Source organism: Odoribacter lunatus, assembly GCF_943193135.1.
Lineage (GTDB): Bacteria > Bacteroidota > Bacteroidia > Bacteroidales > Marinifilaceae > Culturomica > Culturomica lunata.
Genome location: NZ_CALPCZ010000004.1, coordinates 108,844 through 121,368, shown reverse-complemented (window position 1 = coordinate 121,368; position 12,525 = coordinate 108,844). Strand labels below are relative to the sequence as shown.

13 protein-coding genes are annotated in these 12,525 nt (G+C 43.1%); 8 read left to right on the top strand and 5 right to left on the bottom strand.

Translation table 11 applies throughout. The features are described from left to right. Positions 1 to 452: 452 nt before the first annotated feature. From NFR61_RS03480 to NFR61_RS03470, 3 genes are read left to right on the top strand one after another with little or no spacing between them, the layout of a single operon-like run. Complete coding sequence (locus tag NFR61_RS03480; protein WP_251620653.1) at positions 453 to 1,091, top strand: MBL fold metallo-hydrolase; 639 nt, start codon at positions 453 to 455, stop codon at positions 1,089 to 1,091. Positions 1,092 to 1,095: 4 nt separating this feature from the next. Then, positions 1,096 to 1,779, top strand: a complete 684-nt coding sequence (locus NFR61_RS03475) for a 5'-methylthioadenosine/adenosylhomocysteine nucleosidase (protein ID WP_251620651.1) — start codon at positions 1,096 to 1,098, stop codon at positions 1,777 to 1,779. Position 1,780: 1 nt separating this feature from the next. Beyond that, on the top strand, positions 1,781 to 2,263 hold the full coding sequence (locus tag NFR61_RS03470; protein ID WP_251620648.1) for an S-ribosylhomocysteine lyase: 483 nt from the start codon (positions 1,781 to 1,783) through the stop codon (positions 2,261 to 2,263). Between the two features lie 2 nt (positions 2,264 to 2,265). On the opposite strand, the gene NFR61_RS03465 is transcribed toward NFR61_RS03470, so the two are convergent. Then, positions 2,266 to 2,463, bottom strand: a complete 198-nt coding sequence (locus NFR61_RS03465) for a hypothetical protein (protein ID WP_251620647.1) — start codon at positions 2,461 to 2,463, stop codon at positions 2,266 to 2,268. 104 nt (positions 2,464 to 2,567) lie between these two features. On the opposite strand from NFR61_RS03465, the gene NFR61_RS03460 reads away from it, so the two are divergent. After that, entirely contained in the window at positions 2,568 to 2,867 is a 300-nt protein-coding gene (locus NFR61_RS03460; RefSeq protein WP_251620645.1) for a DUF3276 family protein, read from the top strand. Between the two features lie 126 nt (positions 2,868 to 2,993). Here NFR61_RS03460 and NFR61_RS03455 read toward each other — a convergent pair whose 3' ends face one another. From NFR61_RS03455 to rsmA, 3 genes are all read right to left on the bottom strand, one after another. Continuing rightward, positions 2,994 to 4,280: an arginine deiminase gene (locus NFR61_RS03455; protein ID WP_251620643.1), complete on the bottom strand. Its 1,287-nt coding sequence runs from the start codon at positions 4,278 to 4,280 to the stop codon at positions 2,994 to 2,996. Between the two features lie 127 nt (positions 4,281 to 4,407). Then, a complete protein-coding gene (gene mgtE, locus NFR61_RS03450) occupies positions 4,408 to 5,772 on the bottom strand; it encodes a magnesium transporter (protein ID WP_251620641.1) in 1,365 nt (454 codons plus the stop codon). A gap of 16 nt (positions 5,773 to 5,788) precedes the next feature. Continuing rightward, positions 5,789 to 6,556: a 16S rRNA (adenine(1518)-N(6)/adenine(1519)-N(6))-dimethyltransferase RsmA gene (gene rsmA, locus NFR61_RS03445; RefSeq protein ID WP_251620639.1), complete on the bottom strand. Its 768-nt coding sequence runs from the start codon at positions 6,554 to 6,556 to the stop codon at positions 5,789 to 5,791. Positions 6,557 to 6,655: 99 nt separating this feature from the next. Here rsmA and NFR61_RS03440 point away from each other — a divergent pair, with 99 nt between their 5' ends. The 3 genes from NFR61_RS03440 (at position 6,656) to rho (ending at position 10,204) form a co-directional block, all read left to right on the top strand. Beyond that, the gene (locus tag NFR61_RS03440) at positions 6,656 to 7,663 is read left to right on the top strand and encodes a lysylphosphatidylglycerol synthase transmembrane domain-containing protein (RefSeq protein ID WP_251620637.1); all 1,008 of its coding nucleotides are present in this window, start codon (positions 6,656 to 6,658) and stop codon (positions 7,661 to 7,663) included. A gap of 2 nt (positions 7,664 to 7,665) precedes the next feature. Then, complete coding sequence (rsmG, locus tag NFR61_RS03435) at positions 7,666 to 8,286, top strand: 16S rRNA (guanine(527)-N(7))-methyltransferase RsmG (RefSeq protein ID WP_251620663.1); 621 nt, start codon at positions 7,666 to 7,668, stop codon at positions 8,284 to 8,286. A gap of 118 nt (positions 8,287 to 8,404) precedes the next feature. Further along, the gene (rho, locus tag NFR61_RS03430) at positions 8,405 to 10,204 is read left to right on the top strand and encodes a transcription termination factor Rho (RefSeq protein WP_251620635.1); all 1,800 of its coding nucleotides are present in this window, start codon (positions 8,405 to 8,407) and stop codon (positions 10,202 to 10,204) included. A 69-nt stretch (positions 10,205 to 10,273) separates the two neighbouring features. Here the strand turns inward: rho and NFR61_RS03425 are convergent, their stop codons facing one another. Next, entirely contained in the window at positions 10,274 to 10,873 is a 600-nt protein-coding gene (locus NFR61_RS03425) for a DUF4251 domain-containing protein (protein WP_251620633.1), read from the bottom strand. A gap of 206 nt (positions 10,874 to 11,079) precedes the next feature. Between NFR61_RS03425 and mnmE the strand changes: the two genes are divergently transcribed. After that, positions 11,080 to 12,474 carry a tRNA uridine-5-carboxymethylaminomethyl(34) synthesis GTPase MnmE gene (mnmE, locus tag NFR61_RS03420; protein ID WP_251620631.1) on the top strand — a complete coding sequence of 465 codons (1,395 nt, stop codon included), beginning with the start codon at positions 11,080 to 11,082 and terminating at the stop codon, positions 12,472 to 12,474. Positions 12,475 to 12,525: the final 51 nt, after the last annotated feature.

Genomic DNA, 12,525 nt, shown 5'->3' with positions numbered 1-12,525 from the left:
GAAGCAGAAACGACACCCGTAATCCGGCACACTTGATTAATTTTTTCATATCAAGAAATTACTTAGCACCTTGAAAGTCCCCGGAAAGGTAGGTTTATAACAAAAAGAAAGCGTGGGAACTTTAGTTTATCTATTCAGAGGTATCGCCAAACACCCGCATAGTAAATAAACAGTTACCCACGCCTAACCATTATATACATTACATATATACGGCAAACGTGAGCGTTTGTACTGATTATCCCTACTATGCTGAAAATTGGCGATTTCCTGAATAAGGATAAAGCTAAACGCTTCAAAATAATATTTCAATTACGGCAGGTCTCTCTGCCACAACAGGACAAATATAAAGAAAAAAGTTCTAAAAGGAGAAAAGGCCCGGAAAGTTAGAGAGGAGAAAAGTTGAAAATGTGGAATTTCTTAGCGATTTTTGCAGATAAAGAAAATGATGAAATATGGAGGTGCAGATTTTTGTGAATAATCCGTGGGAGGAGAATACGGTTGTCTTGTATGATGATACCCGGGAAGCGGCTGTGGTTGATTGCGGTTGTTTTACCGAAAAGGAGCGGGAGATGTTGGTTTCTTTCTTGGAGAAGAGGGGGTTGGTACCGAAGGTGTTGTTGAATACTCATTTGCATCCCGACCATATTTTCGGAAATGAGTTTATGAAAGATACGTATCATTTGGAGACACAGGCCAGCCGGGAAGATGATTTCCTGATAGAACATGCGGTTAGTTTTGCCGCGATGCTAGGGATTTCCGGAATAGCCCAGCCTCCGGCAGTCGGGACGTATTTGCAGGATGGGGATGTGGTTGTTTTTGGGAATACAAGCCTGGAAGTGATAGCCATACCGGGGCATTCTCCGGGCGGACTTTGTTTTTATAACCGAAAGGATAAGATATTGGTAACGGGAGATGTGTTGTTTGCGGGAAGTGTGGGGCGTTCGGATTTTCCGGGCGGTGACGGTGAAAAATTGTTGTCGGGTATTCGGGAGCGTTTGTTTGTATTGGAAGATGATGTGAAAGTAATTCCGGGACATGGGCCGATGACGACTATCGGTGGGGAGAAAAGACACAATCCTTTTTTTAGATAAACGTATGAAGATAGGTGTGATTGTTGCTATGGGAGCCGAATTTAAGCAAATTGAGGCTCTTTTGACAGATAAGAAGGAACAGAAGGCGGGTAATAACTTTTTCGTGGAAGGGTGTTTGGAAGATAAGGAGATTGTTTTGTTGCAGAGCGGTATCGGAAAGGTTTTTTCGGCTGTGGGAACATTGGAGATGATAAAGAATTTTCAGCCGGATTGTATCATAAATACAGGAGTTGCCGGGGGGATTGATTCGGAATTGCAAATTATGGATGTGGTCGTTGGCAACAAGATTGTATATCATGATGTCTGGTGCGGGGATGAGAATGAATATGGGCAGGTGCAGGGTATGCCGGCCTATTATGAACCGGACGGGAGATTGTATGAACAGGCCTTGAAAATAGAGTCGGAAGTGCCTGTGCATGGGGGGATGATTTGCAGCGGAGACCGTTTTGTTACTTCCCGGCAGGAATTGCATGAGATAAAGGTTCGTTTCCCGAAGGGGCTGGCGGTAGATATGGAATCGTGCTCCATTGCACAGGTATGTTATATGTACAGTGTGCCTTTTTTGAGTTTCCGGATTATCAGCGATACGCCCGGCGTGGAAAGACATATAGAGCAATACCGGGATTTTTGGACGCTGGCGCCCCAGCGGTCTTTTCAAGTATTTAAACAATTAATCAAAGGTGTGTGATATGAAAAAGATACCGAGTTTTAGTATTGACCATATTCATTTGTTGAGGGGGATATATGTGTCCCGCAAGGATTATATCGGGGGGGATGTCGTGACGACATTTGATATCCGGATGAAAGAACCTAATCGCGAACCGGCATTGGGTTACGGGGAGTTGCATACGATAGAGCATTTGGCGGCGACTTTTTTGCGTAATCATCCTGTGTGGGGGGATAAGATTGTGTTCTGGGGACCGATGGGGTGCTGTACGGGAAATTATTTCCTGATGCAGGGGGATTTGGAAGCGAAGGATATCGTGGAATTGATGCGGGAGACGTTTCGGTTTATTCGTGATTTTGAAGGGGAGGTACCGGGAGTTGCTCCGCGGGATTGCGGTAACTATCTGTTGCATAATCTGCCAATGGCAAAGTATGAGGCGGACAAATATTTGAGGGAAGTGCTGGAGGTAATAGAGGAGAAAAATATGGTGTATCCCCAGGGATAATTTTATCGGTTGTCGATGGGTTTGTAGTTTTGGCGTTCGTTGGCATCGGTACTGTTGGCGCATGTTATGCCTCTGTCGCGCATGTGCTTGTTGCGGCTGATATGTGTATCCGGAAAATCACGGTGAAAAAACAATCCGATACCGAGGGCGATTAGAGCGATTCCTATTAAAAACAGAACGATAATAAAAAAAGTTATCATAGCATTTTTAATTAATTTTCACTCAAAGGTAATTATTTATTTGCTTTTTTCTACATTTGCAGATTATTAACGTAGTGATGTGCTACAATATAAATATGCGTATTATGCAAGATTTTGATAAAAATGAAAATTTTGGTTTGAATGAAGACCGGGAGGAGGTCTATTCTAAAGCGGTAAAAGCGGGGAAGCGTACTTATTTTATGGATGTGAGGGCTACTCGTAATAATGATTATTATCTGACGATTACCGAGAGTAAAAAGAGATTTGATGCGGATGGTAATGCCAATTTCGATAAGCATAAAATTTTCTTGTACAAAGAAGATTTTGAGAAATTTTCGGAAGGATTGGCAGAAGCTATTTCCGTGGTTCGGGACGCTCTTAACGGAAAGCTGCCCCAGGATTAAAGAGGTTGATGAGAGTTATTGACGGGAAATTGAAAGTATTCGTATTTTCAGTTTCCCATTTTTTATATTGTAACGGAGAGTGGTAAAAAATCAGCCGAAAAGTAAATTTCTTTTCGGCTGGTTGTTTTAATCGAGATTGGTCCGGTTGACCGGCATGGTCATACAGCGTGCCCCGCCTCCGCCTCGCGGCAGTTCGGAACCGTCAATGGTTATGACGTATTTGGAGTGTTCGGAGATGTTTATTTTGTTTTCGATGAAGTCATTGGCTTTAATGATTTCAAATCCGGCATTATTCATGGCTTCAATGGTATAGTTGTTGCGGGCGTATCCCAATACCTGACCGGGACCGACAGCAAAGAAGTTCGCTCCGCTGTGCCATTGCTCGCGCTCTTGGTTCCATTCGTCCGTACCTCCGCATAAAATGGGTTCGAGGTCCATTCCTAATTTTTTCAAGGCGCTGATAAGATTTTTTTCGCTGCGGATGCTTTGCAGTTTGCCGTTCTGAATCTTAATGTGAACTGTCTGATAGTTGCCCGGGTTTAGGATGATAGGGGCGAAGACCATACATTTATCCCTGTCAAGGAGTGTGAATACCATGTCAAGATGAATGAATGATTCGGGAGTATGAGGCAGTTGCTGTACAATGATGTGTTGTGCCTTTTCGCTTTCCCGGCTGATGTATTCGTCTATCAATTGGTCAATGGCTTGTGTACTGGTGCGTGCACCGTTCCCGATTAAAAGAATGTCGTCCCGGGCAATGAGTACGTCGCCTCCTTCTATGGTGTGTGTGCGTTTTGGGCTATTAACCGGGGAAGGGAGGTTTAATGTTTTGGTTTTGAATTCCGGCGTGAAGTCAAAAATGGAACGCATGATGACGGATTCCCTGTCTCTGATGGAATTTGCCATACATCCGATGAGTACTTCGTTGTTTATACTCATGGAGGCGTCTCTCGTGAACAGGAGGTTGTGCATGGGACGCAAGGCAAACCAGTCTTTGCAAAGGAATTTGGTCACGTTGTCTTTTATCATTTCTACACCTTCGATGAGTAGGCGGGACAAGTTTTCCGCACTCTCTTCCGCTAAATGTTCTTTGAGACTGCCCCGCGGGGATTTTTCCCCGATGAACGGTTCGATTTTTTCAATGCGGTTTAGTACTTCGAGTTTGGTGTCTTCGTTCCGAAGAATGTTGCATAGCAGGTCGCGTACTTCAAATGTATGTGTCAGTTTTGAGAGTACGCCTTTGACTTGTTTGTATTCTTCCCGCGCAATGGAGAGATTGATGATGTCGCTATATAAAGCTCTTTCCGCTGTTTCGGGGGTCATGTTTTCAACTTCCTCTCCGGGGGTATGAATGATGACTCCGTTTAGTTTCCCGATTTCCGATTGGATGTTTACTTCAACAATTGGATTCATAGGTTATAGTGTTTGAAGGTTGTTTTGTTTTGAGTTTTATACAAAATTAGACTATAAACACCTAATAACCTTATAATTATCGCTTATAATTATGCAAAATGTAAAAATAATTATGCAATGATTTGGGTTAGAAACAGCTTAGGATGATTCGTCCTGCGATGAGGTAAATGTTGAGTCCGATGATATCATTGGTCAGCGTGATGAAAGGGCCGGTGGCTAATGCAGGGTCGATTTTTATTTTGTGCAGGAGGAGCGGGAATGCCGTGCCGAAAATGGAGGCGAAGAGGATGACGATGAATAGGGATAAGGTTACCGTAATGGGCATTGCCAGGGTTTCTAATCCGAAAAACAGGGTCAGCAGGAATATAATGGAAGAGCAGATACTCGCATTGAGCAAAGCGACGCCTATTTCTTTCAGTATGTTTTTTAATCCGTTTTTCATCCCCAGAGAGTTGGATGCCAGTCCCTGGACGACGATAGCGGATGACTGGATGCCGACATTTCCGCCCATTGCCGTGATGACGGGAATGAACATGGCGGTTACGGGAAATAGGGATATTTCTTCCTGATATAGGGAAATCATGTAGGCGGAAACCATTCCTCCGAACAGGGCTATGATAAGCCACGGCAGGCGGGCTTTGGCTTGTGCCCAGATGCTGTCGGATGTTTCGACGTCTTGAGAGATACCGGACATCATCTGGTAGTCTTTTTCGGCTTCTTCCCGGATGACGTCTACGACGTCGTCAATGGTGATTCTGCCGACAAGGCGCCCGATGGAATCAACGACGGGAATGGCGACCAGGTCGTATTTTTGCATGATGCGTGCTACGGATTCTGCCGGTTCGTCGGTTTTTACGGAGGTTATGTCTTCGTAGTAAAGGTTGCTGATTTTGGCAGATGTGGGGGAGAGAATCATTTTTTTCAGGGACAGCCGTCCTTTCAGTTTGTTGTCATCATCCACCACGTATACATTATAGATTTCGTCGATGTTTTCTGCCTGGCGTCCAAGTTCTCTCAAACAGGTAAGGACAGTCCAGTTTTCATTGACAACGACTAATTCTTTTGCCATCAGACCACCCGCCGTGTCTTCGTCGTAATGCAGCAAATCAACAATATCGCCGGCTTGTTCCATATCGTCGATATGTGCAAGGACTTCGTGTTGTTGCTCATCGGGCAGACTGCCGACAATATCGGCGGCATCGTCCGATTCCATGTGGTCGATGAAACGTTTGGCGATGATTTCAGCCGGAAAGGATTCTAGAAAATGAGTCCGTTCTTCTTCGTCGATTTCCGCCAACACGTCACTGGCTGTTTCATTGTCCAGCAGCAAAAAGACGTATTGTGCTCTTTCGTTATTTAGTTCGGTCAGGATTTCGGCAATATCGGCAGAATGCAGGTCTTGGAGCTGTTGTATAATTTCTTGTTTTTCTCCGGCATCAATAAGTTCTTCAAGTCGACTGAGAAAATTATGGGTGAGTTCAAATTGCTGCATAACTGACAGATAACGGTTAAAAATTAGCGCTTATTTCCTGACAAAGTCGGATGAAATCATCTACACTGAGTTGTTCCGGTCTCAAATTTAAATAATTTGAATCAAATTCCGCCGGAAGAATGGAACGAATTGAATTTCTTAATGTTTTTCTTCGTTGGTTGAATCCGGTTTTCACGACTTGAAAAAATAATTTTTCATCACAGTCGAGTTGTTGCCGGTTGTTGCGGACAAGCCGGATGACGGCGGATTTTACTTTTGGGGGCGGGTCGAATACTTTTTCGCTTACCGTAAAGAGATAGTCGATGTCATAAAATGCCTGCAGGAATACGCTTAGTATGCCGTAGGTTTTGTTGCCGTAGGAAGCGCTGATTCGTTCGGCTACTTCTTTCTGAATCATACATACAACCTGCGGGATATATTGACGATTTTCTATGATACGGAAAAAGATTTGCGAAGAAATGTTGTATGGTAAATTCCCTATGATGGAAAAAGGGGTATTGTAGAGTTCGGATAAATCTGTTTTTAAAAAATCACCGTAAAGAATTTGTTGCTGGTGGTCGGGAAATTTGTCATGTAAATATTCAATGGATTCCCAATCTACGTCAAGCGCTTTTACATAAAAATTTTTATTCTCGAACAGGTAGCCGGTAAGAACACCCATTCCCGGACCGATTTCCAAAATCTGTTCTGTGACAGCTAACAGACTGTCGGTAATCTTCTTGGCAATGTTTTGGTCTTTTAAAAAGTGTTGCCCGAGGTTTTTCTTCGCTCTAACAGTATTCATGGTGCAAAAGTATATAAATAGCTGGAAAGTTATATCTTGTAAATTCATTTATTTATTTACTTTTGCGCTTGTAGAAGCTAATTTGAAATTTAGGGAGGTATGTCTAATCGGTGTAAGCAGCTTTTGAAGTTTTTGTTTTTTTTGTGTATTTCCGTTTTGTTGTTTTGGCTAGTGTATCGGGATCAGGCTTGGGGGGATTTGATGAAAGTATTGCGGGAGGATGTGAATTACACGTGGGTGGCGGTTGTTTGTGTAGTGGGAATATTAAGTCATGTGATTCGGGCATTGCGTTGGCAATTGCTGACAGGGTCCATGGGGTATCCGATAACGCTGATGAATAGTTTTTTCGGTGTGATGATTGGGTATTTTGCGAATTTGGCCATGCCGAGGATGGGGGAGTTTACTCGTTGCGGGGTGGTCAGTAAATATGAACATGTTCCTTTCTCCAATTTGTTGGGTACAGTCGTGACCGAGCGGATTATCGATATGTTTTTTCTGTTGGGATACACGGTGATTGTCATTGTTTTTCAGTTTAATAAAGTGCTCTATTTTTTAGAAACGAATAGTGGTATAGGAGAGAGAATGCGGGGATTGGCAGGTTCGTGGAAGCTTTGGGTGTTGCTCGCTGGCATGTTGGTTTTGGTGGTAGGTATTTGGAGATTGCTTCGGGGTACTTGTTTTCAACAACGGATGAAAGGTTTTCTTACCGGATTGAAAGAGGGGGTGTTTGCGGTGCGTAAGGTGAAGCATAAATGGTTGTTTGTGTTGTATTCTTTTTTGATTTGGGGATGTTTTTTCCTGATGTTTTACTTGTGTTTTTTCTGTTTTGAATTTACCTCCCATTTGGGGATTATGGCGGGAATGACAGGCTTTGTATTCGGGAGTTTCGGTATGGTGGCACCCGTGCAGGGAGGTATCGGGGCCTGGCATTTTATGGTCATATCCGCATTGATGCTTTATATTCCGCATACACCGGAGTTGGAGAGTATGGCAAAAACATTTGCTTTATTGACGCATGGGACGATGACACTTGTGTATATTATAGTCGGAATGCTTTGTGTGATTGCTTTGCCTTTGTATAATACGTTGAGAAAAAAGAGCGTATGAGTGTGGAATTGATTACTTCGTATTTTCCGGATTTGAATGCGGACCAGAAGAGACGTTTTGCCTTGTTGGGAGAATTGTATAGGGATTGGAATGAGAAAATAAATGTAGTTTCCCGAAAGGATATTGATGCTTTATATGTGCATCATGTGTTGCATTCATTGGCGATAGCTAAGGTGATTGATTTCCTGCCGGGTACTCACGTTATGGATGTGGGGACAGGAGGGGGATTTCCGGGGATTCCGCTGGCTATTCTGTTTCCGGAAGTGAAGTTTTATTTAATAGATTCCATTGCCAAAAAAATAAAGGTGGTAAACGGTGTGGCTTCTTCTTTAGGCTTATCGAATGTGATTGCAGAACAAAAGCGGGTGGAGACGGTTCCGGAGAGTTTTGATTTTATTGTCAGCAGAGCCGTGACGGCGTTTCCGGATTTTTTAAAATTGATTAAAAATAAAATTCGCAGGGGAGGAGAGAATGAGTTGCCGAATGGTGTATTGTATTTGAAAGGCGGCGATTTTGAAGAAGAGATTAAACCTTATCGGAGTAGGGTGCGTATTTATTCTATCAGAGACTTTTTTGCGGAAGATTTTTTTGAGACGAAAAAAATAATTTATATGCAGGGGTAATTATTTTTAAACAATTTTGTCTTAAAGATTTTTATTTGTATTTTTGCATTAGATTCATTTCCGCCTGATTCTGTTCAGGTGATTTTTCTACAAAATAAATATCCATTAAAATCGTTATATGTACGACATTTTAGAATTAAATGACAAATTGCTGACGGAGTTACGGCAAATTGCAAAGGATTTAAATATTAAGCGGGTAGAGGCTTTTAAAAAACAGGAGTTGATTTATAAGATATTGGATCAGCAGGCGGTGGTTGCCACAGAGGTTGTTCATCCGATACTTGCGGAAAAGAAGAATGAAGAGTCTTTTGAAACGGAAGAAAAGAGGGAGCGTAAGCCTCGGGTAAGGGTTATGAGGTCAGGAGTGGAGAAAGTAGGAGACTCTAAGGGGGGAAGAATGCAGAAATTCATGAGAAAGGAAGAACCCAAGCGGGAAGAGAAACAGGTGACAGAGGTAAGAAACAATAATAATAACCGACAAGAGGAGCGTCCGGCACGGGGGGAGTTTAATCGTTATTCTTTTAAAGAGAATGCGGGTGAGGTAAGAACACATCCTATAAATCATCAGGATGTCATCGAGAAAGAGTTTGATTTTGGAGAGAATGATGATTACGATTATCAATCGGAAATTTCAGTTGAACAACCGGAACAGATAGTATTCGAGTCTGCTTCGGAGATGCCTGAAAGTCAAATGACTGTTTCTCAAGAGAGGGAGTTCGGAAATTTGATGGGTAATGGTAATGGAAATGAAGCATCCGGTAAATTGAAATTTGATAAAAGGGATAAGTATTATGAATTTGAGGGGATAATCAATAATTCGGGAGTTTTGGAGATTATGCCTGATGGTTACGGGTTTCTTCGCTCTTCTGATTATAATTATTTGAATTCTCCGGATGATATTTATGTCTCCCAAAGCCAGATTAAGTTGTTTGGTTTACAAACGGGGGATATTGTGGAGGGGACGGTACGTCCTCCGAAAGAAGGGGAGAAGTATTTTCCGTTGATAAAAGTAGAGAGAATTAATGGAAAGTCACCGGAAGCTGTACGTGACCGGATTCCTTTTGATCATTTGACACCATTGTTTCCGGATGAAAAATTCAATATTACAGGCAATGGTAAGGCAACAATTTCTACCCGAGTGGTAGATATGTTTGCTCCGATAGGAAAAGGACAACGCGGTTTGATTGTAGCACCGCCTAAAACTGGTAAGACGGTTTTATTGAAGGAGATTGCGAATGCGATTGCTGCCAATCATCCGGAGGTGTATTTGATTATTTTGTTGATTGACGAACGTCCGGAAGAGGTGACGGATATGGCGCGTAGTGTGAATGCTGAAGTGATTTCTTCGACATTTGACGAGCCGGCGGAACGGCATGTGAAAGTAGCCAATATTGTTTTGGAGAAGGCTAAACGTATGGTGGAATGCGGTCATGATGTTGTGATACTGCTGGATTCCATTACGCGGCTTGCACGTGCGTATAATACGGTATCACCGGCTTCGGGGAAAGTGCTTTCCGGTGGTGTAGATGCGAATGCTTTGCATAAGCCCAAACGCTTTTTTGGTGCTGCACGAAATATTGAGGATGGAGGTTCATTGACGATATTATCAACGGCTTTGACAGAGACTGGTTCTAAGATGGATGATGTGATTTTTGAGGAGTTTAAGGGAACGGGTAACATGGAGTTGCAGCTTGACCGTAAGTTGGCGAATAAACGTATTTATCCGGCTGTTGATATTACGGCATCCAGTACACGACGGGAAGATTTGTTGTTAGATGATAACATGTTGAATCGTATTTGGATTCTTCGAAATTATCTGACGGATATGAATTCTATTGAAGCCATGGAGTTTGTTAAGGATCGTTTGGAAAAAACACACTCAAATGAAGAGTTTTTGATTTCGATGAATGATCAATAATAATGGGTGAGATAGTAAGAAAAAAGGGAGCTTCCATTGAAAGCTCCCTTTTTCTTTTATAAGTAATAGTTAGTAGCTGATAAATCCGCTTCTGAAAATACCGGATTGGGAGGTTGGAACCAATGTACCGGAGAATGTAAGATTATTATTGTTCATCATCGGGTATACGGTTGCTTGTGCATAGTTATCTCCATTGTTCAGATTGATGATAATTTGAGCGGTTATAGCAGTTCCGTTCACATAAAACGAGTAAGTAAGGTTTCCGTATTTATCTGTTTGGGAACTGATATTGCTGGGGGTACCTTGTACCGTGATTCCTCCTAAACCATTGGGGCCTGCGATACCGTTGAATGCCAACTGTACATACACAGTATTGTCTTTAAATTGGATGAAATTGGTGTTGTCGGAAACTGGAATGGCTTGTCCTCTTGGGCCGTATAAAGTGGTGGCCATTAATACCCAATTGTTGTCTTTAAGAGCAGTCAAGGCAGCTTCGTGAGCAGCTTGATTCATGATTTGACGCGCATGTTTTCTTTGATCGCGCTTCATTTGTCTTAGTTGCTTCTTAGTTAATTGTTGTGTTTGCGTCTGAGTCTGCGTTTGTGCAAGAATTTCGGAGGCGGGAAAAGCGAATAATCCCAGCATAAGTAAAAAAAGTAGCTTTTTCATAGTAGGTCGTTTTATTTAGTTAATAAATACTCTGTTATTTTTGGGATATTAATTTTTATAATTGTGTACGCAAAAATAAAGCCGTAAGTTAGTGAGTATTATTTAAAAAAGTATAAAATTTAGACTGTTGTAAATAAGAGTTTTGAGGAGATTTATTTCTTATTTTGGGCTAAAGTCGTAATTTTGTCAAAAGGATGTTATGAGATATGGTAAAGGGAGATATTATTTGTGCGGTTTCTACGGCTCCGGGAATGGGGGCGATTGCTGTGATTAGGCTTTCCGGTGAGGGGTGTATCGCTTTGGCGAACCGAGTGTATGAATCGCCGTCGGGAAAGCAGTTGCAGGAGGCTGCTGCCAATACGGTGCATTACGGGCGGATTGTGGAGAAAGGGGAGATGGTGGATGAGGTGTTGGTGACCGTGTTTCGTGCGCCGCATTCTTTTACCGGTGAGGAGTCCGTGGAAATAGCCTGTCACGGTTCCGTTTACATCCAGCAGCAGTTGTTGAAGTTGCTGGTAGATGCCGGTGCGCGTCTGGCGATGCCGGGCGAGTTTACCCAGCGGGCTTTTCTGAACGGGAAAATGGATTTGTCGCAGGCGGAGGCTGTTGCCGATTTGATAGCCTCTTCTTCTTCTGCGGCTCACCGTATGGCAATCAATCAGATGAAAGGCGGTTTTTCTGCCGAGCTGATGAAACTGCGAACCGAGCTGTTGCGGATTACTTCGCTGTTGGAATTGGAACTGGATTTTTCGGAGGAGGATGTTGAGTTTGCTGACCGGACGGAATTGCGTAGGATTGCTGGATACATAGAAGATTTGCTGGAGCGTCTGTGCCGTTCTTTTTCCTTGGGCAATGTTATCAAAAACGGGGTACCCGTGGCGATTGTGGGAAATACCAATGTCGGGAAAAGTACCCTGTTGAACGCCTTGCTTCGTGAGGAGAAGGCGATTGTTTCGGATGTGGCGGGTACTACGCGAGATGTGATTGAAGACATGGTGCATTTGGAAGGAGTCCTGTTCCGTTTTATCGATACGGCAGGTATCCGGTATACCGAAGACCGGGTGGAAAGTATGGGGATTGAGCGTACTTTTGCCAAAATGGAACAAGCCAGCATCGTCTTGCTGCTGACGGATTTAAGTCGGGGAGAGGAGAGTTTTGAGGAATATTACCGACAGGTGAAGGAGCATATTTCACCGGAAGCCCGGTTGATTATCGTGCTGAATAAGACGGATCAGGTGGAAGATGTATTGACCCCTCAGGAAACAATACGCCTTTTTACCGCTGGAGAGAAAATTATTCCGATATCCGCGTATACTGGTACGAACCTGGATTTGCTGGTAAAGGAATTGTTGGATGCGGTGAATGGGGGAGAACTGAACTCTTCTGACGTGATTGTCAATAATATCCGGCATTATGAGGCCTTGAAGCATGCCCTTGCCGCTGTTCAGCGGGTAGGTTCCGGTCTTCAATCCGGTATCAGTGCAGAATTTATTTCCCAGGACATCCGTGAATGCTTGCATTACCTCGGTGAAATCACCGGTGAAATCACCACCGACGAGGTATTGGGGAATATCTTTAAAAACTTCTGCATCGGAAAATAAGTGGTGATTACCAACGATTAGCATAACCCATTATTGATTACTAAGGCGTTC